General features: G+C 59.1%; 21 protein-coding genes. 11 read left to right on the top strand and 10 right to left on the bottom strand.

All coding sequences use genetic code 11. The features are described from left to right. Positions 1-3: 3 nt before the first annotated feature. The 3 genes from glnD to M9Q49_RS20515 all read right to left on the bottom strand — a co-directional run bounded on the left by glnD (position 4) and on the right by M9Q49_RS20515 (position 4,800). On the bottom strand, positions 4-2,670 hold the full coding sequence (gene glnD, locus M9Q49_RS20525; protein ID WP_254510702.1) for a [protein-PII] uridylyltransferase: 2,667 nt from the start codon (positions 2,668-2,670) through the stop codon (positions 4-6). A gap of 12 nt (positions 2,671-2,682) precedes the next feature. Beyond that, on the bottom strand, positions 2,683-3,021 hold the full coding sequence (locus M9Q49_RS20520; RefSeq protein ID WP_254510701.1) for a P-II family nitrogen regulator: 339 nt from the start codon (positions 3,019-3,021) through the stop codon (positions 2,683-2,685). A gap of 225 nt (positions 3,022-3,246) precedes the next feature. Further along, entirely contained in the window at positions 3,247-4,800 is a 1,554-nt protein-coding gene (locus tag M9Q49_RS20515; RefSeq protein ID WP_254510700.1) for an ammonium transporter, read from the bottom strand. Positions 4,801-5,431: 631 nt separating this feature from the next. Between M9Q49_RS20515 and M9Q49_RS20510 the strand changes: the two genes are divergently transcribed. Then, on the top strand, positions 5,432-7,585 hold the full coding sequence (locus M9Q49_RS20510) for a sensor domain-containing diguanylate cyclase/phosphohydrolase (protein ID WP_254510699.1): 2,154 nt from the start codon (positions 5,432-5,434) through the stop codon (positions 7,583-7,585). A 52-nt stretch (positions 7,586-7,637) separates the two neighbouring features. Here the strand turns inward: M9Q49_RS20510 and M9Q49_RS20505 are convergent, their stop codons facing one another. Then, positions 7,638-8,600: a hypothetical protein gene (locus tag M9Q49_RS20505; protein WP_254510698.1), complete on the bottom strand. Its 963-nt coding sequence runs from the start codon at positions 8,598-8,600 to the stop codon at positions 7,638-7,640. 158 nt (positions 8,601-8,758) lie between these two features. Between M9Q49_RS20505 and M9Q49_RS20500 the strand changes: the two genes are divergently transcribed. Together M9Q49_RS20500 and M9Q49_RS20495 are read left to right on the top strand one after the other, a co-directional pair. Next, positions 8,759-9,733 carry a DUF3500 domain-containing protein gene (locus M9Q49_RS20500; protein WP_254510697.1) on the top strand — a complete coding sequence of 325 codons (975 nt, stop codon included), beginning with the start codon at positions 8,759-8,761 and terminating at the stop codon, positions 9,731-9,733. A gap of 63 nt (positions 9,734-9,796) precedes the next feature. Further along, positions 9,797-10,354 carry a dihydrofolate reductase family protein gene (locus M9Q49_RS20495; protein ID WP_254510696.1) on the top strand — a complete coding sequence of 186 codons (558 nt, stop codon included), beginning with the start codon at positions 9,797-9,799 and terminating at the stop codon, positions 10,352-10,354. A 487-nt stretch (positions 10,355-10,841) separates the two neighbouring features. On the opposite strand, the gene M9Q49_RS20490 is transcribed toward M9Q49_RS20495, so the two are convergent. The 3 genes from M9Q49_RS20490 to M9Q49_RS20480 form a co-directional block, all read right to left on the bottom strand. Then, on the bottom strand, positions 10,842-11,435 hold the full coding sequence (locus M9Q49_RS20490; RefSeq protein WP_254510695.1) for a hypothetical protein: 594 nt from the start codon (positions 11,433-11,435) through the stop codon (positions 10,842-10,844). A 102-nt stretch (positions 11,436-11,537) separates the two neighbouring features. Continuing rightward, a complete protein-coding gene (locus tag M9Q49_RS20485) occupies positions 11,538-11,999 on the bottom strand; it encodes a hypothetical protein (protein ID WP_254510694.1) in 462 nt (153 codons plus the stop codon). Positions 12,000-12,100: 101 nt separating this feature from the next. After that, positions 12,101-12,586 (bottom strand): hypothetical protein, encoded by a 486-nt coding sequence (locus M9Q49_RS20480; RefSeq protein ID WP_254510693.1) that lies wholly within the window; start codon positions 12,584-12,586, stop codon positions 12,101-12,103. A gap of 94 nt (positions 12,587-12,680) precedes the next feature. Here M9Q49_RS20480 and M9Q49_RS20475 point away from each other — a divergent pair, with 94 nt between their 5' ends. From M9Q49_RS20475 to M9Q49_RS20455, 5 genes are all read left to right on the top strand, one after another. Next, positions 12,681-13,859: an enolase C-terminal domain-like protein gene (locus M9Q49_RS20475; RefSeq protein WP_254510692.1), complete on the top strand. Its 1,179-nt coding sequence runs from the start codon at positions 12,681-12,683 to the stop codon at positions 13,857-13,859. 5 nt (positions 13,860-13,864) lie between these two features. Then, on the top strand, positions 13,865-14,626 hold the full coding sequence (locus tag M9Q49_RS20470; protein ID WP_254510691.1) for a hypothetical protein: 762 nt from the start codon (positions 13,865-13,867) through the stop codon (positions 14,624-14,626). Between the two features lie 472 nt (positions 14,627-15,098). Beyond that, a complete protein-coding gene (locus M9Q49_RS20465; RefSeq protein ID WP_254510690.1) occupies positions 15,099-16,745 on the top strand; it encodes a S41 family peptidase in 1,647 nt (548 codons plus the stop codon). Positions 16,746-16,873: 128 nt separating this feature from the next. After that, entirely contained in the window at positions 16,874-17,896 is a 1,023-nt protein-coding gene (locus M9Q49_RS20460) for a sialate O-acetylesterase (protein ID WP_254510689.1), read from the top strand. Positions 17,897-17,952: 56 nt separating this feature from the next. Continuing rightward, positions 17,953-18,594, top strand: a complete 642-nt coding sequence (locus M9Q49_RS20455; protein WP_254510688.1) for a Uma2 family endonuclease — start codon at positions 17,953-17,955, stop codon at positions 18,592-18,594. Positions 18,595-18,611: 17 nt separating this feature from the next. On the opposite strand, the gene M9Q49_RS20450 is transcribed toward M9Q49_RS20455, so the two are convergent. Next, a complete protein-coding gene (locus M9Q49_RS20450; protein ID WP_254510687.1) occupies positions 18,612-18,866 on the bottom strand; it encodes a hypothetical protein in 255 nt (84 codons plus the stop codon). A 179-nt stretch (positions 18,867-19,045) separates the two neighbouring features. On the opposite strand from M9Q49_RS20450, the gene M9Q49_RS20445 reads away from it, so the two are divergent. Beyond that, complete coding sequence (locus tag M9Q49_RS20445; RefSeq protein ID WP_254510686.1) at positions 19,046-19,582, top strand: response regulator; 537 nt, start codon at positions 19,046-19,048, stop codon at positions 19,580-19,582. 27 nt (positions 19,583-19,609) lie between these two features. Here M9Q49_RS20445 and ruvB read toward each other — a convergent pair whose 3' ends face one another. Continuing rightward, on the bottom strand, positions 19,610-20,674 hold the full coding sequence (gene ruvB, locus M9Q49_RS20440; protein WP_254510685.1) for a Holliday junction branch migration DNA helicase RuvB: 1,065 nt from the start codon (positions 20,672-20,674) through the stop codon (positions 19,610-19,612). A 287-nt stretch (positions 20,675-20,961) separates the two neighbouring features. Between ruvB and M9Q49_RS20435 the strand changes: the two genes are divergently transcribed. Beyond that, positions 20,962-21,177: a hypothetical protein gene (locus tag M9Q49_RS20435; protein ID WP_254510684.1), complete on the top strand. Its 216-nt coding sequence runs from the start codon at positions 20,962-20,964 to the stop codon at positions 21,175-21,177. After that, positions 21,177-21,485 carry a PilZ domain-containing protein gene (locus M9Q49_RS20430; protein WP_254510683.1) on the top strand — a complete coding sequence of 103 codons (309 nt, stop codon included), beginning with the start codon at positions 21,177-21,179 and terminating at the stop codon, positions 21,483-21,485. Before M9Q49_RS20435 ends, M9Q49_RS20430 begins: the two co-directional genes overlap by 1 nt. Positions 21,486-21,693: 208 nt before the next feature. On the opposite strand, the gene M9Q49_RS20425 is transcribed toward M9Q49_RS20430, so the two are convergent. Further along, complete coding sequence (locus M9Q49_RS20425) at positions 21,694-23,862, bottom strand: CARDB domain-containing protein (RefSeq protein ID WP_254510682.1); 2,169 nt, start codon at positions 23,860-23,862, stop codon at positions 21,694-21,696. Between the last annotated feature and the right edge of the window lie 33 nt (positions 23,863-23,895).

Below are 23,895 nucleotides of genomic sequence, written 5' to 3'. Positions count from 1 at the left end.
CGCTTACGCGGGCTTTTGCTCTAACGCCGTGATCTCTGCCAGCACGCGTTCACGGATGTGATGCAAATAACCGGGGTCGGTAATCTTGCCGCCCCGCTCTCGGTCGGTCACGTAGAAGACGTCGACCACCTGATCGAGATGCGTGCCGATGCGGGCGATGCTCACCGAGAGATTGACGTCGAACAGCGTCTTCGAAATCGTGTACAGCAGCCCCATTCGGTCGTAGGCGAACACGGCGAGGATCGTACACGTATCCGACGTTGTGTTATCGAAAGTCACTCGCGTCGGCAGATGTTTGACGGCCGCTTCTTGCGCGTTCGAACGATCTTGCCAAAGCTTGCGAAAGACGGGCGGTCGATCGCTGGGCCGCTTCAAAGCTGCTTCGAGGGCTTCGCTCACCTCATCCATTCGCTGCGTGCTCGGCTCGCCGGTGGCGTCTTCGTCATGCACATAAAAGCGGTCGAGCACGAGGCCGCGGCGGAGTGTATTGATCTCTGCCGACAGAATCTGTTGCCGTTTGCTTGTGAGCGTTCCCGTCAGGCGATGAAAAATTCCAGGCGTGATCTCTTCGTAAGTGCCGATCGTGTATTCCACGACGTCGCGCTGCGGAATGTACCGTCCCCAAGCCATGGCTTGGTTGTGCGGCAGATTGCGGAGGCGTTCAAGTTCGCCGACCACTTGCTCGCTGGGACCTGCAAATAAGCAGCAGGCCGGCAAGTTAGTGATTTGCTCCTTCCACCAATCTTGATCGGGATAGCGCTCGGCCAGGAGTTGCAATTCTTCCCGCTGAGCCCGTTGTCGTTGACTGGCCTTCGCCGCCGGTGAATCGCTGGCCAGCAGCGCGAGCGTGTGTTCGTACAAATCAGTCAGCAGCTGTTGCTTCCAATCGTTCAGCACGCCGGGCCCTACCGCCGTGAGATCGGCGAGCGTGAGAACGTACAGCATCTTCAGCAGCTCGGGTGACCCAACTTCGGCCGCAAACGGCACGATGACCTGGGCGTCGTTGATGTCGTGTTGCTGGGCAAGGTGCGACATCCGCAAATGCTTGAGGACCAGGAAACTGAGTTGCTCGGTCTCGTGCTGCTCAAGACGCAGTCGCTTGCCGAGCTGTAGAGCTTGCCGTGCGCCGAGTTCGCTGTGGTCTTCGATATAGCCTTTGCCGAGATCGTGAATTAGCGCGGCCAAGTGCAGGATCCGCTTGTCGCGCAGGCTGCGATACACCTGCCCAGGCACACCGGAATCGTGCTGCATTTTGGCGACGGCTTCGACGACCCGCAGCGAATGCTCATCGACCGTATAGCGGTGATAGGCGTTGAACTGCAAGAGGCCGCGGGCGTGCGTCAGGGCGGGAACGATTCGCTCCAGCACGCGTAGTTCATGCAATCGACGCAACGAATCATACAGCCGGCTGGGAGTGGCCATCAGCGACATAAATCGCTGCGACAGTTCTTCTGGAACTGGTTCGCTTGCATCAACAGGCGGCGGAGTCGCCATCGACAGACGAATCGATTGCCAGGTGTGCTGATCGACTCGCTTGTTGTAGAGATTGGCGATTTCCAACAACCGCAGCACTTGAGCCGTGTCGCCGTGCAGCTTCTTCAAGCCGCGGCTGGTGGCATACACGCTTTGCGGGCCAACTCGGTAATCCCCTTCGAATTGATGACTGAAGAGTGGATCGGTGAACCAGCGCCACCACCGCCGCGGTTCTGCGTTTGCGCACACATTGGCGGCGATCTCGCGCACCGCACTGGTATGCGTGAAGTATTCGCGCATGAACTGCTCAACCGGCAGCAAGCCTTCCTTCGGCGGATACTGTCGCTGTTCAGCGACGCGCAACTGTTCGTGTCGTTCGAGCAGATCGTTGGCTTTGTCGGCTTGAAAGTGCAGATCGTTGCGCAGCCACAGCAGGAAATCGCGGGCATCGCGCAATTGCTTAAATTCACTCTTGGTGAGCACGCCGATCCGCATCAATGCTTCGGGTTCGCTCTCACCATAGCGAGTGAACCCGATCCAGCGGATCAATTGAATATCGCGCAGGCCGCCGCGCGAGCGTTTCACATTCGGCTCGAGCAGGAAAACCGTTTCGCCAAATTTTGACCGCTCGTCTTTGCGAGCTTCGACAACCATCCGCATGAGCAGCGGCCACTGCCAACGGGCCAGGTTGCTGAAACGTTTTTGCAAATCAGCAAACAGTGTTTCATTGCCGATCAGTCGGCGGGCTTCGGTGATGGCGGTGTAGATCGTCGCATCACCGCGAGCCGATTTCACCGCTTCCTCAGGACTGCGAGCCGCGAAGCCAACTTCCAGGCCCGTGTCGTATAAATGCTGCGAAAAACGTCGGACGAGCGGCAAGTATTTGTCGTCGGCCCCTTCGGGATGCAGCAGCAGCACATCGAGGTCGGAGAATGGCGCCATTTCGCGTCGGCCCGAGCCGCTGTGCACGGCGACGCAAGTTTCCGCGATCGCCTGAGTTCGCAGCGACTGATCTAAGTCGTCAGTCGCCGCGTTGAAAAGACTTTCGATCACACCATCCAGCAGTTCGGAGAAGTGCGTGCAAACCTGCACTCCCAGCGAACCACTTTCGTGCTGCTTGCGCAGCTTGGCGCGACCGGCCGCAAGGCTTTCTTTAGCTGCAAGAACGGCAGGATGAAGCCTGGGGCCAGTGGACATTGCTACGACGCTTTAGAGGGCGTCTTCACCCGTTTCGCCAGTGCGAATACGAATGACATTGGAGAGTTCGTGCACAAAAATCTTGCCATCGCCGATCTGCCCGGTTTGGGCCGACCGCATGATGGTATCCAAAACCAAGGGCAAGTTGGCATCGGCCACGACGACTTCGATCTTCACCTTGGGAACGAAATCGACGGCGTATTCCGTGCCGCGATACATCTCGGTGTGACCCTTTTGCCGTCCAAAACCGCGCACCTCGCAGATCGTCATTCCATGCACGCCCCGTTCTGCCAAGGCGTTTTTGATGTCTTCCAGCTTAAAATGCCGGACGATCGCTTCGACCTTTTTCATAGATTCTTCCTCAACGTGCAAACAGCCAGCCAATCAGCATCGGCCTGGCTGCGTACTCTATGGATAGCGGTACTCAGTGGATATCGTCTGCCCGAATTTCCAGCGCAGCGTCGCAGAGCTTTGTAGCTGCGAATCAGCAGTACGCTGGAACGAAGGGGCGAACCAACTAGATCTCTCCAGCTGGTTCGCCGCTATTTGACGACTAATCGATAGTCTACCCCTCGCTTACAGCGAGATGTAGCCCTCTTCACCGTGCTGGCTCAGGTCGAGGCCGGTGATTTCGTCTTCCTTGCTCACGCGGAGACCCATCGTGGCGTCAAGGATCTTGAGGAGGATGAAGGTGACGACCGCGGCAAAGACCCAAGTCAACACCGTGGCAGCGATTTGACCGATGAAAAACCGCGACGAACCTTCGATCAGGCCGAGCGGTCTGCCGGTGTTAATGTCCCAGCAAGCTCGGGTTGCGAAGACACCAGTGAGGATTGCACCGAGAGTACCGCCTACACCGTGCACGCCGAAGGCGTCGAGCGAATCGTCGTAGCCGAACATGCTCTTCAGCTTGGTGCAAGCAAAGAAGCAAACCACACCACCAGCAGCACCCATGGCGAGGGCTGGCATGCAGTTCACAAAACCAGCAGCAGGCGTAATCACCACGAGACCGGCTACGGCACCCGAGCAAGCACCGAGCACGCTCGGCTTGCCACGAGTGATCCATTCCATCAGGGCCCAAGCCAGCGTACCGGCAGCGGCCGAGAAGTGCGTCGTAGCGAAAGCGCTCGAGGTCAAGTCGTCGCTGGCGAGTTCGCTACCGGCGTTGAAGCCGAACCAACCCACCCACAGCATGGCAGCGCCCAAGCAGGTGTAAGTCAGATTGTGCGGAGGCATCGGCTCCGTGCCGTAACCCAACCGCTTGCCCATCACGAGGGCACAAATGAGGGCCGAAACGCCCGAGCTGATGTGCACGACTGCACCACCAGCAAAGTCCATCGCACCGCCCATCAAACTGTCTTTCATGGTCTCATCGGTGCGGAATGCCAGCCAACCACCACCCCAAACCATGTGGCAGAGCGGGCAGTAAATCAGCGTGCCCCAGAGAATGCTGAAGACCACCATCGTGCTGAACTTCATCCGTTCGGCGAAAGCACCGCAGATGAGAGCAGGAGTGATGATGAAGAACATGCCCTGGAAGAGCATGTGCGTCAAACGAGGCAGCACGTTCGGCAAGCCTTCGTTCATAAGCGGAGTGTACGGCGCGCCGTCTTTCCATTCGCGTTGGACGCCGTTCATGAACAAGTAGTCGCCGTTGCCGATGTACGGGTTCGAACCGCCGAACGACAGCGAGTAACCGTAGATGGCCCAGAGAACCGTCATGAGGCCCATCAAGAACACGCACTGCATCATGACGCCGAGCACGTTCTTCTTGCGAACCAAGCCGCTGTAGAACATGGCCAGGCCCGGCGCGGTCATGAAGAGCACCAGCGCCGACGATGTCAGCAACCAGGCATTGTTCGCAGCGAGCAGCGCGAGATTGGCCTTGGTGTCGACCGATGCGAGGGTCGGTGCCGCTACGGTAGTTGCAGCGGGCTCCGCGGCAGTGGCCGGTGGAGTCTCAGTTTTCGGTGCTTCCACCTTGGGCGTTTCGGCAGGAGCCTCTGCCTTAGGGGTTTCGGTCTTGGCTTCGGCAGGTGGGGTTTCCTGGCCAAAAGCGAAACTGGTGAAAAGGACCAACAGGGCCAGCGCGCACCCGGAGCGCCGCCACGACATACGGGTTTCAGACATCGACTCTTCCTCTGTGACAAGTGTCACTCGAAACGTTCGAGGCCTCGTGTCGCCTGTCAGCAACCGCTAACACACGTGCCTCGGTCGCCCCGCTGCCAAAACATCCGTCGCCGCCAAGCTGGAATGTTCTGTTGCCTGATTCAGCAGGTCGCTTTCACGCCTAACAACTTAATTGGCCTGGATTAACGCGTAAAGCCCTTTTGGCGATAAATTTCGGAATTGCGATGATCGGCCGCCTCTCTTTCATATTTCGTAATAGAGCGATAAATCAGCAATGCGAAATAAGACGCCGTTGTGACGAGAAGACGGTATTGCTTTCGCCCCCTGACAGCTAATTGCTGTCTTTACTTTTTGTAATCCTCAGAATCAACAAAATCATAAAAAACGGATTTCCGTGCGCGATTTTTTCCTGAGTTTGCTTCGTTGCCATACTTCCGATGGGTCGTCATTTGCCACTTCCGCTGGTGCGTCCTACGTTTGGCTACAGACCCGATAAGTCGGTCTGAGCGGGCCCTGCTCGCTGTTACATCCCACGACTTACCCTGAAGACCTGCCCAGCTACATGGATAAGCCTTGCCCATCCAGCGCTTCGAACACCTCCGCGAGTCCCTCGCGAGAGACTGACGCGCGCTTGGATGCCGTTGCCAGCTTGCTCGATCAACTCGATCCCGCGCTCGAGGACGTTAATCCCGTCGAGCTCGCTTTCGAAAATCAGCTGGTTCAAGTGCGTCTGGGACTCGGCAGCAGCTTGTTCTCGGCGCTCCGTGCGAAGCATGCGCCGACAGCAGCGCATTGCTTGCGCGTTGCCATGGGCTGCTCGTCGTGGGCTGCACTGTTGGGGTTGCCCGATCAATTGCGCGATGAAATCGAGCTGGCCGCGCTGCTGCACGACATCGGCAAGATCGGCGTGCCCGATCGCATCCTGCTCAAGCCCGGCAAACTGACGCGCGATGAATACCTTGTTGTCGAGAACCATCGCCGCATCGGCGTCGAGATTCTCCGCTCGTGCGCTGCGTCGCCGCCGATGCTCAATATCGTTCACTATGCTGGCGCTTGGTTCGATGGCAGTCGCGAAGGCTACGACCTGCGCAGCGAACAGCTTCCACTCGGCGCTCGTATTCTGGCGATCGTCGATGCCTTCGATGCCATGACTAGCGATCAGGTTTATCGCCGCGCGTTGTCGCGCGAACGTGCCGTCGCCGAATTGTTTGAATTCGCCGGCGTGCAATTCGATCCACAACTCGTGCGCGAGTTCTGTAGCTATCTCAGCGCCGACATGGTGAAGTTGCATGGCAACTCGGCCCGTCGCTGGTTGAAAAATCTGCAGCCCGATCAGGTCAACGCTTTCTGGCAACTATCGCAATCGACGGGCACTTCGAGCGCCTCTGGCGACAGCGTGTTCCAGCAGCGCTTGCTCGAAAACATGCACGACGCTGTGATTTTCGTCGATAGCTCGCTCCGCATCGTCCTCTGGAATCGCGCGGCCGAACGCCTTACCGGCATTGCGGCTGCGAGCATCGAACACAAACACTGGACGCCGTCGCTCGTCAGCCTGCGAGACGATCGCCACAAGCTCGTCGACGAAGACGACTGCCCGGTCATCCAAGCCATTCATCAGGGCGGTCAAACCCTGAAGCGGCTCTCGATCACCGGCCGCAATCAAGCCGTCATTGATGTCGATGCTCATGTAGTTCCCGTGCACGGCAAAAACGGCGTGACCTTTGGCGCCGCGGTGCTAATGCACGACGCCTCGTCGCAGATCACACTCGAACAACGCGTCCAATCGCTGCACGAACGGGCCACGCGCGATCCGCTCACGCAGGTCGCCAACCGCGCCGAGTTCGATCGCTTCTTCTCGATGACCGTTTCCGACCACATGAAACGGAATCTCCCCTGCAGCTTGATCATTTGCGACATCGATCACTTCAAGAAAGTGAACGACACCTTTGGTCACCAGGCCGGTGACGAAGTACTCGTGAATTTCGCGGCTTTGCTGCGGCGCAACTGCCGCGCCGGCGATCTCGTCGCTCGCTACGGCGGTGAAGAATTCGTCATGCTTTGCAGTGACTGCGACAACAGCAGTGCGACTCGCAAGGGCGACGAAATCCGTGCCGAACTCGCCGAGTTGCCGCTGCCAGCCCTCAACGGCCGCAGCGTGACTGCCAGCTTTGGTGTGACCGAAATTCAAAGCGGCGATACGCCGGAAACCATGCTCCGCCGGGCTGACCGCGGTTTGTATCAAGCTAAGGAAAACGGCCGCAACTGCGTCGTGCAACTCGGCAGCGGCTGGTCGGGCGAAGAGCCCGCGCCAAAGGCTTGGAGCTGGTTCAACTGGTTCCGCGGCGAAAAGACCGACCACCTGCTCGAGAAGACGCTCGCCACCGCCGTGCCGCTCAACGTGGTCGTCGAAAAGATGCGCGGCTTCGTCTCCGACTACTACGCCGAAGTCGAGAAGATCGAAGAAGGCCACCTGCTGTTGCGTATCAACGGCCAAAACTCGCCGCACATGCGCCGCAGCAGCGATCGCCCGGTCGCCTTCCTCATCGAGATGTGGTTCGAAGAAGGCAAGCTCGATCTCGGCGGCCGCACAGGCATCGCCGATCGCACGATCTGCAAAGTCTCGGTCCGCCCGGTCCGCAACCGCGACCGCCGTCAGTCCGACGTGTTGGAACGAGCTCGCAAGATGCTCGCCAATCTCAAGTCGTATCTCGTGGCGACCGAAATCGACCGCAAGCAACTCCTCGCCGAGACCGCTGCTGCCGAACCGGAAACGCCCGCTTCGTAGGTCAGGCACTTAAGTGCCTGACCTACCGCTTTCGCGGAGCGAAAGCCGACTCTCAGTCCACTTTCGCGGTCACAATCACCCACAATTCGCCCGCCGAGGCACCGGTGGGAGTTTGCTGACCGCCGATCAGCGTGGCTTCGCCGGGCTTGATGCGAACCGTGGTCACGATCGTTCCCGATACGCGCCGCGGATACGAATTCGTAGTCGGCTCTTGTCCTTCGATCTTCTCCGCCGCTTTCGGCTGCGCCACCGTGCTGCGAGCCAGATTGAGCGACGCCAGCACATTGCCATCGCTTTCCGTTTCCGCCGTCAGTGTGATCGTCGTGCCGAGCGAGTTGTAAGTCACGCTCTCTTGTGAGCCACCAAAACCGCCGCCTCCCGCGCGATTCGTGCGACCAGTCACAAACGGCGCATCCTCGCCGAGTTGCAAACGGGCTTCCACATTCTCGAGCGCATTAAGCTTCAGCCGCTGTACTTGCGAAGCCTTGCCATCCTTTTCGAGTTGCAGCAACTGCTCGACCGATGGCGTCTTGTGCTTATCAACACCCAGTTCGCCAGCACCTCGTTCGATGAGCACAAATTCGAAATGAATCAGCTTGCGAGCGACCGATTTTTCGTTGGCCGCAGCCGGAGCGCTGACGGCAGTCAAGCTGAAGCGGGCTGCGATTCGTTGCAAGAGCTCATCTCGATCGAGCTTGCCATCTTGATTGGTGTCGGAGGTCTCTGGCGGAGTATTCCAGCGGGCGGCTTTCCATTCGGTGCTATCGAGCGCGCCGTCATTGTTCTTGTCATAGTCCTTCAGCATATTCTCGACATACTCAATCACCCGCGAGTCATGCTTCAGGCTCGGCGCGACTTTATCGACTCGCAGCTGAGTGACTGGATTGGTCGGTTCGCCGATTGCAGGCCGAGCGGCGACCCTCCCTCGTTCCGAAGCCCGTTCCTGTCCGAACGCGTTGCCTAAGAGACCAACAGAACACAAGCCCATCAACACAAAGCACATTTTCGTCTGCATGTGAGCACCAAGTTAAGGAGAGGCGGCGACAACACGGACTCGGCCAAGTAGTAAACCATTCCGGCACGATTTAGTTTCGCACCCGCCGCGCCGCTTCGCTACAATGCCGGGCGTTCCCGCCAGTTATCCCTCCCCAGAAATTGAACCGGAGAGCAAGCATGAACCTGAAGAAAAAAGCCTGTCCCGACTGCGAAGTCGATCGTCGCGACTTCCTCCGCGCGGTAGGCGGCGTAGCCCTCGCCACCGCAGCCGCGCCGCTGCTGACCAGCTCTGTCTTTGCCGCGCCTTCGCCCAAGAGCGCCGCCGAAACCGTGGCTGCCGAGCTCTTCAAGTCACTCTCTGCCGAGCAACGCAAAGCCGTTTGCTTTGACTTCGATCACGACCTCCGCAAAAAGATCAACGCCAACTGGCACATCACCAAGCAAAAGATCGACGACCCGTTCTATACCAAGGAACAAAAGGCCCAAGCCAACGAAATCGTCAAGCGCGTCTGCTCCGAAGACGGCTATCAGCGGCTGCTGAAGCAAACCGAATACGACGACGGCGGCGTCGGTGCTTACAGCATGGCCTTCTTCGGCAACCCCGACTCGGGCAAGTTTCAGTGGACTCTTACCGGCCGCCATCTCACACTGCGGGCCGATGGCGACAGCGTCGACAAGGCTGCCTTCGGCGGGCCGCTGATCTATGGCCACGGCGAAGAAAATCCCAAGGAAAACCTCTACCTCTATCAAACGCAAAAGACCAACGAGGTCTTCAAAGCCCTCGATCCGAAGCAAGCCGAGAAGGCGCTGCTCGCGAATGCACCTGGCGAAGACAAAGTGCAGATCCAAGGTGCCAGCGGCAAGTTCCCCGGCGTCGGTGTGAGCGAACTAAGCAGTGATCAGCAGGAACTGGTCGAAGACACCCTCAAGGTGCTGCTTGCTCCGTACCGTGCCGAAGACGCCGATGAAGTGATGGCCATGCTCAAAGCCGATGGCGGCGTGAGCAAGCTCCACATGGCCTTCTATCAAACGGGCGATCTCGGTCAGGACAAGACCTGGGATATCTGGCGCGTCGAAGGTCCGTCGTTTGTCTGGCACTTCCGCGGCGCACCCCACGTGCACGCCTATATCAACATCGCGGCCAAGGCCTAGGCGAGTTCGCGGCGTTCATCCCTCCCGTGTCACGATCGCGGGAGGGAAATGTATGATCGTGGCATGCCCACGCAATACTACACCGCATGCAGTCTCGACGGTTTCATCGCCACCGAGGACGATTCCCTCGAGTGGCTCTTTCAGCTCGGCGATCCGAGCGAAACTAGCTACGGCGAATTCATTCGCAATGTCGGCGCCCTTGCCATGGGCTCGACCACTTACGAATGGCTCCTCCGCCATGCCATCAAACCTGGCGATCCAGCCGGCGAACCCTGGCCTTACTCACAACCGACCTGGATCTTTACCACGCGCCAGCTGCCCGTCATTCCCGGCGCCGATATCCGCTTTGTCTCTGGCGATGTCCGCCCCATCCATGAGCAAATGACCGCTGCCGCCGGTGGCAAAAATCTCTGGATCGTTGGTGGCGGCGAACTCGTCGGCCAATTCTACGACGCCGGCTTGCTCGACGAACTCATCCTCCAAATCGGCGCGGTCACACTCGTCACCGGCAAGCCACTCCTCCCCCGCCGCATCATCACGCCGCCGTTGAAGTTGCTCTCCGTCGAACAGATCAACAACGGCCTCGCCGAACTGCGTTACGCCGTACCGCGACCTGCGTAGCGACTTGCGCCGCCGCCACTGCCCTTAACACTGGCGGTGTACGAGCTTCACAACAGTTGTGAGCGCGAATTGAAACTGCCGCAAGCTCTTCGCTAGCCATTGCTTACGCAACAAATCACCACCATTCTCCGTATTTTTTTACAACACTTTCACAACCGTGGTCGCATAACCACTTGCGACGTTTTCAGGTGATTCAACTTACTGCTGCTTCGCAACTTGCCGTGCATCCCATCGATGCAAACCCTTAAACGTCACTCGAATTGCCGTCGAACTTCACAACAGTTTCCACAACGATTCACAACCGTTCTCCACCACCATTCAATCATCGCCGTCCACATCTGCGTGTGTCGCCTCATTCCCCCAAGTGATCTCTTCGAGATGAGAGCGAAGGTGCAATCGCAGCTGGCTACGGATCCTGATCTTCCACCAAATTGCCAACGATCACGGCATGGCGACACGCCATCGATATTGTACTAATGTTCACCATTTAGTCAACTGCTTGCCGACCCCGTTTTGCAACGTCACTCCCGGCCGCAATCAGCTGGGACCGTCGAAAGTTTTCTCTCCGCACCAGCAGGTAGATCGTCGCCATGACTGGTACCGGCAAAAACACTCGCCAGCCTAGCCAGACCGTCAAGTTGATTTCTTTTTGCCAGAAGTCCGGTTCGGCAGTCAGGACGCGGAGAGACTCGTTCTGGATAATCGAGCGCGGCATTGTGGGGTTGTAGTAAACGGCGAGTTTCGTCCCCGCGGGGAATAGCCGTGCCAGATCCCCCTTTCCTCTCACCGCTTGATCGCGGCGCAGTCGCGGCACGTGCCGCTCAGAGCTCCCTGCAACTTCTCCATCGAGATGATAATCAGGGCCAAACTCGCCATTCGCGTCGTAATCAACCGCCGTCACGACAAATGTTTCCAACCCGTAGTTCTGTTTGTTCCACCGAATGTTGCAACGATTGATGAACGTGAGCGTGAACAGCCAGGAGTAGCCAATCGCGAGCAGCAGCAGAAATCCAGTCAGCGTTTGAGCGACCTCCCAGACGGTGATCGGCTTGTCGGCGACTGGCTGCTCACTGCTGCTCATCGAACGCTCCTTTACTCTCTATTCGCGCTCGATGTCTGCGTCTTGCTCGCCTCCGATTTCTTCACAGCAAATTCATCACGGCGCATTTCCGCCGCCAGCGGCCTACGGTGCGGGCGGCGGGCCTTGCGCTGGTGTTGGCGTCATCGGTTTGACTTCGATGATGATCGCGTCGTCGCGGTAGAGACTGCGTTGCAACTTCGAGAGATTCGCGCCCATCGTCAGGACGACAACGGCCTGGCCGGGCTTTAGTTTCTTAGCAGCGTCGGCGGCGTTGAGGTCCTTGCCAGCCACGTTGCTGAATTTGAGATCGGCCAGGTTCAGGTCTTGGCGGCGAAGCGATTCTTCGAAGACCGTGACCGGGACGGCGATCAGTTTGCCATCGGGGGCTGTTTGCCGTTGCAGCACTTCGCGCGTGAGCATCACCGTGAAGTTGAGGCTGAGAACTTTCGATGCCGCGTCGTAGCCACCGACGCCCATCACTTGCGGCGCGGGCGGCGATTGGGCGTGAAGCTGAGTGGCCAAACCGAGACCGCAGCAGAACAGGGTTAGGAGAGAGAGTCGCATAGAATCCATTCGTACTAGAGATTTCCAAATTCGTTCAAAACCAAATTGCCGATCGTCTTATCAGCCGCCAGGCGCTAGCCTCCGGCTTGGTCGCTCTCGGTTTACGGTTTCTCTGGTGGCACGCCGTCGAGATCGGGCAGCGTCCCGAGGGCTTTCACTTCGAGGATGATCGCATCGTCGCGGAAGAGTTGTTTGTAGGCATCGGGGAGTTTGCTGAAAGGGGTGACCATGATCACCGGTTGCCCCTTTTTGATTTCTTTAGCGGCGACTTTGCGGTCGAGTTCTTTGCCGCCGACGGTGTAGATCGTGGTTTCGGCGAGCAGGTACTTCGAAGTGGCCTCGCGAACTTCCATCGTCTTCTCGACACGTTTTTCTTCCACGCCGGCCGCGTTGATGCTCACCACGGTCACGGGTCGCTCGGCGAGATACGACTCTTTGACCAGCAGAGTGGCCAGGTTCTCGTCATACTTCTCGAAGATTCGCAGCTGCACCGGAAACGCCGGCGCGCCCGGAATCTGCGCTGCAGCAGAACGATGGGTCAGCAGGAAGGCGGCAACCAGTGCAGTGCAAGCCAGCAATCTGTACATGACGAAACTCCCGGAACAAAATGTTCCCGCCATCATAACGGTTCGCCTCGAATCGTAATACGCAAATACCACCAGCGGCCCGCAAGCATCGCCCATGAAAATCACCCGGATCGAGCCACTCGTCTGTCACGCCCGCATGCGGAATTGGATCTTTGTGAAGGTCCACACCGATCAGCCGGGCCTGTTCGGTTGGGGCGAAGCGACGCTCGAGTGGCACACGCGGGCCGTGGTTGGCGCGCTTGAGGATCTTTCGCAACTCCTCGTCGGTGAAGATCCCACGCGGATCGAACACCTGTGGCAGATGATGCACCGCCAACACTTCTGGCACGGCACGGGCATCGTGCGCGCCACGGCGATCGCCGGTATCGATCTCGCGCTGTGGGATATTCTCGGCAAGGTGGCGAGCATGCCCTGCAGCAAACTCTGGGGCGGTCCGGTGCGCGATCATGTCCGCACGTATTGCCATCTCGGCGGCGGGCGGATGGAAGATTTTTATGAAACGCCGGTCGACAATGCGAAACGATTTGCCGAGCTCGCGCAGCAGGCCGTGGCCGATGGTTACACCGCGTTCAAGAGCATGGCCGTGCCCTCGACGTTGCCGCTGGAAGGGATGAAGCCGATCCGCGCTGCCGAAGCGGCCGTGCGCGCGATGCGCGAAGCAGTCGGCGAGGAGATCGACATCATGGTCGATTGCCATGCTCGGCCTTCGCCGGCGATGGGTTTGCAATTCGGCAAGGCGCTCGAGCCGTATCATCTCTACTTTTTCGAAGAGCCCTGCTGGGCAGAGAACATCGAAGGGCTGGCGATGATCAATCGCGAGCTGGTCACGCCCGTCGCGACCGGCGAGCGGATGACGCATCTCGCGCAGTTCCGCGATTTGTTTGCGGCCCGCGGGTGCGAAGTTTGTCAGCTCGATATCACGCACTGCGGCGGTCTATCGGAAGCTCGTCGCATCGCCGCACTGGCCGAGGCCCATCGCATTTCACTCGCGCCGCACAATCCACAAGGGCCGGTGAGCACCGCGGCTTCGCTGGAGTTCGGCTTCTCGCAGCCGAGCTACATCATTTGCGAAACGGTTCACAACGACGTTCCCTGGCGCAACGACGTAGTGCAGGAAGGTTTTTCGATTGACCCGAAAGGACGCATCGTGCGACCGAACACTCGGCCTGGCCTGGGCATTGAGATCAACGAAGCCGAAGTGCGCAAGCATCCGTTCGAACAGGAACTGCTGCAACGTGTCTTTCTCAGCGACGGCAGCGTGGGCGATTGGTAAGCAACATGAAAATGCAACCGGTGAAATACGTCGCCGAAGTCTCCCCCGTCAAAGAAGTGACGCTGCACGGCACGGCTGATCTGGCGTACTGGCGGGAGAAACTCGCGGCGGAAAATCTGCAGCCCTTGGCGGCCGATGGACTCGCGCAGGTTTTTGTGAGCGCGACCGAAGCTCGCTTCATGGGGATCACTTTCCGCGAATCGCTCATTGGCATTCACGTGCAGCCGACGAGCACGATGCCGGAGGGCATGCCGGCGATGTTTTTGATTCAGGCTTGGAACTCGTTAAGTGCTTTCGCTTGGATCGAGCGGACGATGTTCGGCACGCCGTACGCCGCAGGGAAGATTGCCGTCGAGCCGAAGTTTCCCGCGTCGCTCGAACTGTCGCAGCGCGGCGAACGGCTTATTACGGCGGCGATGTCTGCTGAATCACAACAGTCGACAGAGACGGCGGAAGAGAACTGGCACGGCGCGATCTTTTTGCCGCGGCGGAAAGGTGGCAAGCAAACGCTGTTTGTGGCGAAGCTGGCGGGCCTGACGGAGCACTTTTCTTTTCGCGCGGGGGATACGTTTGAGTTAGTCGGGATCGGTTGTGGCGTCTGCCCCTCACCTCAGCCCTTTCCCCGGAGTGCCGAGGAGAGGAAGAGAGGAGATGCGGTTGGTTCGTTGCTCGATTCCCACTTCTCGCCGCGAGCCTGGCATGTTCGCCAAGCCGCGGCGCATGCGAAGTCAAAAACCTATCGCGCCGATCAGTTCTTTGGCGGCTGATGAATCGCGTTCGGCAAAAAAGTCCGCAAAATCGCTACGAGGCGACCTCCGAAACGCCCGCGCGAACCAACGGCCACGCGGTTCCGTAACTCATCATGCCGCTTGTGTCGATTGTTAGACCGCGCTGCACAGGGAAGCGTAGAGTTCGTCGCCACTTTCTTTGACCACGGCAAAATCGTGTCCTATATTCCATCTGGCTGATGCTTCGCACGCAATTCACATTGCGTGAGCTGGCCGCGGGATTTGAGGGGCTCCAGCCCGGTTGTAGCGATTCTGTCGTTGTGATCGGGACCTTCGATTTCTGCACCGGCCGGCAGCTTCCCCGCTGCCGTCAAGTTCTCGGTCCGATGATTCGCCCGCATCCTGAAACGGCGTGGTTCCGCTCCCCGGCTCCATCCCTGCTGCTTGCGCGTTTGCGCTCGGCCGGATGGTGCAGGCGTGGGGAGCGGAAGCACGCCGGCCGAGAAGGCAGATGACTCTACGCTTCAACTCCCCGCTCTGCATTGTTGCTCTCGCCGCATTGACGGTCATTCCGACCGTTGGTCGCGCTCAGCAACCACTTTTGAACGCTCCCGCTCTCAATAGCGGCGCTGCGATCAATCACGGCGATCTCGCCCAGGCGCTCGAGCAAGGCTCGCAGCTCGAACAGCAAAAACGCTGGGCCGAGGCTGTGCTGCACTATGAAGACGCCCTCAAAGCCAACCCCGAACGACCTGAGCTCAAGCAACGCTTGACCATGGTCAAGGCTCACTACGATGTGGCCCGCCGCTACAACGACGGCAGCTACACGAAGGCCATTCACACGCTCACCGAAGTCGAAGCCCTGCAGATCTATGAAGATGTGCTGCTGAAGGTTTCGGCCCACTATGTAACCGCGCCGAAGTGGCAAGATCTGGTGCGGCAAGGCACGACCAACCTGGGCGCTGCTCTCACCGAACCGGTGTTCGCTTCCTCGAACCGCTTGAACCTGACCGCCGAACAGCACGCTCAGCTGCAACGTGACATTCGCTTTTGGACCGACCGCCAGCCGATCGACGATCGTCGCGCTGCGAAGGATCTGGTCGAAGCCATCGCCCGTACGATCAAGCATCGCTACTCGATCGCCCCGCAAGCCATCATTCTGGAATATGCCAGTGGCGCTGCCGCGGCCCTCGATGAATACTCGAGCTTCCTCACCGACAGCCAGATGGACGAAATCTTCGCTCAAATCGAAGGCAACTTTGTCGGCCTGGGTGTGGAGCTGAAGACCGAACCGGCCGGCCTGCTCGTGGTGAACGTCATCAGCGGCGGCCCTGCTCAGCAAGGCGGCGTGCGGGCTGGCGATCGCATTGTGCAAGTCGATGAAAAGAGTAGCGATCAAGTTTCGCCTGATCAGTTGGCCGATCTACTTCGCGGCACGGAAGGGAGCCTGGTCTCGGTCACGCTCCGCAACCCAACCGGTGAGTTGCGTACCCTGAAGCTTGCTCGCCGCCGTGTCGAAGTCCCCAGCGTTGAAGACGTGCGGATGATCGACGACACGGGCGTCGGTTACTTCAAACTGACGAGCTTTCAGAAGACGACTTCGCGAGATGTGGACGCTGCTCTGTGGAGCCTGCACAAGCAGGGCATGCGGAGCCTGATCATGGACCTCCGCGGCAACCCAGGTGGTCTGCTGACGGCTGCCGTCGACGTGGCCGACAAGTTTGTGAAGGACGGTCTGATTGTGGAAACTCGCGGCCGTAGCAATCGCGAAAACGCCTCGCACTGGGGCAAGACCGAAAACACGTGGGGCATGCCGTTGGTGGTGCTGATCGATCACGACTCGGCCAGTGCCAGCGAAATTCTCGCCGGTGCCATCCACGATCATCACCGCGGCACGGTGGTCGGTGAGAAGAGCTACGGTAAGGGTTCGGTGCAAGGCATCTTCCCGCTGGCCGTGAACCACACCGGCATCCGCTTGACTACGGCTCAGTGGTTCACGCCGAACGGCACTGCGATCAGCAAGAAGGGTATCGATCCGGACATCGTGGTTCGCTCGGTCGCCAAGCCGGTGCCGGGCCAGCCGGTTGCTGCCGGTGACGATGCCATCCTGCGGGCTGGCTTGCAAGCCGCTACGAATCTGACCACGGCCAGCAAGTAAATTGGAATGTTGCTGAATTCGCCAGAGTTCAGTTGGTAGCGATCAGCAGGTAGCTTCTTTCGACGGGTGAGCGGCGAACTTATACTTCGTTCGCTGCTCTATCATCCCCCTCTCCGCGTGAGCCTGCCATGATTCGCACTGTTTGCGTGTCGCTTCTGCTGTTGGCGTTTGGATCGCTCAAACTCTCTGCCGCCGATCGCCCGATCAAAGTCTTTATCCTCGCCGGCCAATCCAACATGGAGGGAAAGGGGAAGGTCTCTCTCCTCGAATATCAAATCGCACAGCCGGAAACGCGCGACCTCTTTGCCCATTGGCAGAAAGATGGCAAGTGGATCGAACGCTCGGATGTGCGGATCAAGTTTCTCGATCGCGCCGGACCGCTCACCATCGGCTACGGCTCGCCAAAGTGCATCGGTCCCGAGATCGAGTTCGGCACGGTCGTCGGCAATCACTACGAAGAGCCGGTGCTGCTGATCAAAACAGCTTGGGGCGGCAGGAGCCTCTATCGCGACTTTCGCTCGCCGAGCGCCGGTCTGCCGAAGGATGAAGTGCTGCAGAAGATGCTCACCGAGATGCAGAAGAAAAAACCGGAAGCCACGCTCGATGATGTGAAGACGCCGTTTGGCGCCGCGTATCGCGACATGCTGAAAGAGGTTCGCGAAACGCTTGCCGATCTTAAGAATCAATTTCCCGGCGCGACCGATCTGAAGTACGAGCTGTGCGGCCTGGCTTGGTTCCAAGGCTGGAATGACATGATCAACGCCGATTACACGGCCGAGTACACCGTGAATCTGCAACACTTCATTCGCGATGTGCGGAAGGACTTGGACAAGCCGAATCTGCCGTTTGTCATCGGCCAAATGGGTGTCGATGGCGAGAAGGCGACCGGCAACGTGCAGAAATTCAAAGAAGCCCAAGCCGCCGTGCTCGACGCCGCCGAATTCAAAGGGAACGTCGCGCTCGTGAAAACCGACGTCTTTTGGGACACCGCCGCCGAAGCCGTCTACAAAAAAGGCTGGCGCGATAACATCGACGAATGGAACAAGGTCGGCAGCGACTATCCCTTCCACTACCTCGGCAGTTGCCGCACGATGAAAGACATCGGCGGTGCGCTAGCGAAGTCGATGATTGAACTGCAGCCGAAGAAATAGCTCAGCTACGAGCCGCCAGCGCGATTGAGCTATAATTCAGGTCGGGAGAAACCGCCATGACCACGCTCATTATCGATCCACTCGCCGAAGCCGACTATCTCGCCGATCGCCGCGCCAAGGGACTCGATCGCTACGACGAAGTGTGGGACGGAGTTTACATCGTGTCGCCATTGCCAGAGTATTATCATCAGGAAATTGTTGGTGACTTGAATTCCTGCCTGCAGACGGCACTACGGCGGCAAAAACTTGGTCGAGTAGTGCCTGGTTGCAATATCAGCGATCGCGCCGGCGATTGGATGCAAAATTATCGTTGTCCCGACGTGGTCGTCTTTCTGACAACCACAACGGCTAAATTCCACGGCGCACATTGGGAAGGTGGTCCCGACTTCGCGGTCGAAGTCGTCAGCGAAAATGACCGCACTTGGGATAAGCTCGACTTCTACGCCAAGGTCGGCACGCGCGAGTTATTGATCGTTGACCGTAAACCCTGGCAACTCACTCTCCTTCGCTTGCAAGAGGGAAGCTTTATCGAAGTCGGCACCTCGACTCAAACGGACCAAGTGGAACTTCCTTCCGCGGTGATTCCCTTCACCTTTCGTCTGGTCAAGCAACCGTACGGGCCGGCGATCGAAATCAAGAACGTGACGGACGGGCAAATCTCGTATGCCCCGGCCGACCCACCGCTGCCAACTGCGTGAGTGCGGACACTCCGGCCCTATAACTCTTTCGCCCAATCGCGCAACAGCGAGAGCAAGTCTTCGCCCTCTGCATCGATCATCGCCTGCGCGGTTGATTCCGGCACCCATTCCCACGCGCCAGCTGCTCCGGCGTTCGACCAGACATAGATGAACGTTCGGCCGCAGCCGAGGCATTGATGCAGGTCAAAGTCGTAGCCAAACGCGTGCGGCAGCTCTTTGAGCTGGGCGGTTTCGGTGGGGCCGCAGCAGGGAAGGTTGTTGAGCTCAGGCATTTTTCGTGAGGGTCGATTACGGTTGCGGACGGCAGATCGCATTGTAGCGACTGTGCCTCGCGTGCCGCTTGCGGAAACATTTCTGATTCACGGCGACTCTGCTGGCCGAAGTCAGTTGTGATCGAGGATTTTTCCGCCAAGGACGGGTTTGCACTTCTGCGCTAGACGCGAGGGTTTGCATGTCTGCCTTGGCTCATGAACCGGCCGTGATTTTGATTATCGACAATGACCCGATCATGCTGACGGGCATTGCTGCCGTCCTCAACATGACGGGCTACGAGTGCCACTGTGCTCGTGACGGAGCCGCGGCGACGAAGGCCGTGCAAACGCTGGCTCTCGACCTGATCATTTGCGATGTCGATCTGGGACCGCACAGCGGCCTCGATCTCTGCAGCCAACTGCGGCAACTGCCGGGCGTCGAAGACGTGCCGATGATGTTCATCTCGTCGTCGCAGCAGCCCGATATCGTTCGCCGTTCGCACGCGGCTGACGGTTCGTATTATCTTCGCAAGCCGTTCGATCCCGAAGTGCTGATCGAACTCGTCAGCAAAGCCCTCTGGATGCCGCACCTCGTGCAAACTCGCGTGGCCGGCATTCCCGAAGCGTTCAAAACCGAAATGCCGTGGGTCAAGGAAGAAAAGGTCCCGCCGGTGCCGGTCATTCCGAAGTCGAACCTGCGACATGCTCTCAGCGGCATTCGGATTCCGCAGGCATAAGTTGGAGTTGCGGTTGTAGCCGACAACTCAATCAAACAGCGGCCGCTCTTCATCCGACTGCTTTTTTTCCGGCGGTTTGATGGCGAGGTGCTGATAAGCCTTGGTCGTGACGATGCGGCCGCGCGGCGTGCGAACCACGAGTTCGCTGCGCAGCAGGAACGGCTCGACTTCGTCCGAGAGCGTGTCGGTCGCCAAGTTCATCGTGTGCGCGACGGCTTCGACACCGACGGGGCCGCCGCCGAAAACGCGGATGATCGTTTCCAAATAACCACGATCCTGTTTATCGAGCCCGAGCACATCAATGCCGGCCATGGCGAGTGCGGCGCGGGCCACGTCGAGCGATACCTTGCCACCGGCTTTGCTGTCGGCGTAATCGCGCACCCAGCGCAGGCGGTTATTTGCCACGCGCGGCGTGCCGCGGCTGCGACGAGCGATTTCAATCGCAGCATCGTCATCAAGATCGCAGGCCAACTTACGACCGCTGCGGCGCACGATGGCGGTCAGTTCTTCGACCGAATAGAAGCCCAGATGCTCGCGCACATGAAAGCGATCGCGCAGCGGCGCAGTGAGCATGCCGGCCCGCGTCGTGGCGCCGATCAGCGTGAACTGCTTCAGCCGCAAGTTGATCGTGCGGGCATTCACCCCTTCGCCGAGGATGATATCGAGGCGAAAGTCCTCCATGGCGGTGTAGAGGTATTCTTCGACCGCTTTGGGAATGCGATGGATCTCGTCGATGAAGAGGCAGGCCCCTTCTTCGAGATTCGTCAGATAGGGAATCAGATCCTTCGGAGCCTTGAGGGCCGGGCCGCTGGAGGTGTGTAGCGGTACGTTGAGCTCACGAGGAATGCACGTGGCGAAGGTCGTCTTACCGAGGCCTGGCGGGCCGTCGAAGAGAATATGGCCGAGAGGTTCGCCGCGCTTGCGGGCGGCATCGAGCACGATGTCGAGCCGGGCCATCACATCGCGCTGGCCGATCATTTCGGCGATCCGCGTCGGCCGCAAATCGCGGTCGGCATCTTGCGAACCCGATTCGCCTGCCGAACCAAGCGGCTCATCGTCTGGGTCTGGTGTAACAATCTTCTCGCGCGGCATCTCGTTCCGTCCATCCGTAGATTGCCGGGCTTAGCCGGTGAACAGTTGTTGACGAATCGCATTCAATATAGCGAATCGTCGGAATCGTCAAAAGGCGAGACGCACTGAAAACGCCAGCTGCGGGCTGTATCGATTGCGTTGATCTTGCTGGTATGGCGCGTGCAAAATTCAACCGTTCGTTTGCCTTTGGCGGGGAGTGGTCAATCTTTAATGCGGCTTGCCGGTAGGTGACAACATCTGTCCGGGCAACGCCCTTGGTTTCGATTTCGCGTTCAACCTGCCAGCCCATGAACCAACTCGAACTCTCTGCCTCGCCGCCAACCGCACCCGCCACTTGGAACCGCGAATCTGCCGCCAAGCAAATCGGCGCAATCCCGCCGGTTCGCGAACTGAGTCGCTTGATCGCCGACATTCGCCGAGCCCGCGCGCTGCTCGATGCCGCCGGTGCCCCCGACGAACCAGTGACACTCGAACACGTCGTGGGAAACGACCCGCGCGACTGATGACTACCGAATTCGATCAAAACCGTCGCAATAGCCCGCGCAATCCGGCGCATCTGGTGGTGGCGGTACAACCAGTCAACGGCCAACGCGAGGCGATGGGCGCTCGGCTTGATGCGGTCTCGATCGATCTCTCGCGCGGTGGTCTGTGCCTCATGAGCGACCATCCGCTTCTCTCTGATCTCGCCATCGTCGACTTGCTCGCCGCCGATTCGGACCAGATCATCCGCCTGCTCGCCGAACGCATTCGCTGTCGGCGCAAGGGATCGATGTTCGAAATCGCAGTCCGGTTTGTTGAGAAGCTGAGTTAGACTCGCCGCAGCGACGGCGTAAGAGTCTGCAACGGAATCGCTGCAAGTTGCTCGCTAATGCTTGTGAGCGGCGTTCAAAGTTCGCTGGAAACTTTGAACACTGTCTATCACTATTCCCGCAGTACTTTGCCAGGGGCCGTTCAAAATTCGAGGTGAATTTTGAACGAGTTGATTGAAACGAACGAGCGAGTCGCTCGACTTCCAACGCTTATCGTTGGATATTCTGAATCGGTTGCGGGGCCAGCTTGGGCTTCGTCGCCGTGCGGGTCGCAGCCGAGTTGGCTGGGCCGCGGGTGTCGGTGAAAAAGCGGCTGGTTCCTTCGCTGACCAGGCGGGTGTCGTTGTCGGTGCTGACCACTTCGACGCGGAAGCGGTGTGAGCCTTCCTTGACGGCCTTGGCCTTGACGTGAACGACCACCTGTTCGCCAGCGGCGAGTTCCGGCAGCGTGTCGAACAAGACCTGGCCTGGGACGAGGCGAGCTTCGGCCCCTTCGACGATCGAGGGTTCGAGACCTTCCGAGAACTGCATCACCACCTTGACGTTCTTGGCGGCGAGGCTGCCACGATTCATCAGCTGCACTTCGTAAGTCACGTCCTGGCCGGTCGGAGCTGGGCCAGTCGGATCGTTGACGGCGAGCTTCAGATTCGAGACGGCTTCGACGGTGGTTTCGGCTTCGTGAGCGACAGCACCGGTGCGAGGACCGATGGCTTGGGCGACGACACGATGAGCGCCGGCAGCGTTGAGCTGGCAGCGGATATCGAAGGTGCGTTGTGTTTCGGGCGGCAGGAGACCGGCCTTCCACTTCAACACGCCGCCGGCGAACTGAGCGCCGTCGATGCCACCAAGATACTTGGCCCCGGTTGGCAGCGTGGTCGAAACGGTGAGATCGTCAGCGGCAGCGTTGCCGGTGTTCGAAACGGTAATGGCGTAGGTGGCTTCGGCGCCAGCAAACTTGAGCGGCGGGCCTTCGACGTGAATGGCGAGGATCGCTTGTTTCACGATGATGCGACCAGCGGCTTCGGCGCGGAGATTTCCATCGGCTGTAGCGGTCATTTTCAGATCCATGCCACCTTGCTGATTGGCGACAACCTTGACGTTGACGTCTTTGGCTTTGCCGGCGGGAACCGTGCCGACTTCGACCGTCTGCGGAGCATTGCCGCCAGCGACGAGTTGAACAACGACGTGTTCGGCATCGCCGTTGCCGGGGTTGCTGACATTGATGGTGAACGGTTTTTCTTCGCCGAAGACCATGTCGCTAGGACCTGAAAGCGAGAGTTCGATTTGCGGCTGTTTGACCGCGATGGCGGCCTTTAGCGACGTGGGACGGCAGGTCCAATCGGCAGTCAGTTCGCAAGGCTTGCCTTCCGCAGCAACGAGTTGCAGGCGGAGCGTTTCTTGCGAGCCGGCCTTCACTTTCGGCAGATTCCAAACCATGCGGATCGAGCCTTGAGCGTCGGCTTGCGCGGCGGCATCGCCCGAAGTCGATTCGCCCGATTCAACACTGATCCAGGCCGGAATATTGAGACGGAGTTGAACGTCGTCGGCAGCGACATCGCCATCGTTGACGAGGTTGAGCGTGTACTTGGCGCTCTTGCCAACCATCAGCGATTGCGGGCCGGCGAGTTCGACGCGCAGCCGCGGCGATTGCGACGAGACCATGATGTCGGATGCAGCGCCAAAGCCCGAGCGGGCGGGATTGCGCGGAGTTGGCGAGGCAGGAGTAGCAGGATCGTATTGCCGGCGCGACGAGCCGCTCGGCACATCAGCGATCGGCGGCAGAGCTTCTTGAACGGGCGCGATCGGCGCAGCGGCTTCACCAATGACTGGTCCCGTCGGACGCTTGAGAACCGAACGCGGCGCGGCAGACGGTTGCTGCTGATAAACAGGCTGTTGTTGAACAGATTCGTTCGGCACAACAGGGGCCGACGTAGGATAGGTCTCGGGCTGCGGCGCTGCCTGAGGTGCAGGTTGACCAGGACGACGAAGCACGCTGCGCTGCTGCGGAACTGGGCCAGGTGGAGTTGCCGGTTGCTGAGCATATTCAGCAGGCGGCAGCTGATTTACCGGCGGAAACGGCAGCGGCTCGGCGTTGGCCGGAGCTTCGGCAATCGGCTGCGGCCCAGGCTGATTCCCTTGGCGGCGAGCACCGAAGCCGAAGGCGGCTGGCGCGGGGCCGTGTTGTTGCGGTGGATCGTCGATTTGCATCGCGACCGGCACGGCATCGCCAATGGCTTGGGGAGGCAGAAACGCGGGTTCCGGAGGAGGCGAGTTGCTAGCAGCAGGTTGCCAGCTACCATCCTGTGCACGCACGATGGCTACGACACAAATGGCAGCGAGCATCAGGCTCGTTCCCCAAACAGCGGCTCGACGAGGCATCGTCGGATCCCCTTCTACGGAATCTGAAAACTT

This window comes from Anatilimnocola floriformis, assembly GCF_024256385.1.
In the GTDB taxonomy this organism is placed as follows: domain Bacteria; phylum Planctomycetota; class Planctomycetia; order Pirellulales; family Pirellulaceae; genus Anatilimnocola; species Anatilimnocola floriformis.
This window is presented reverse-complemented; position numbering and strand designations above follow the sequence as displayed.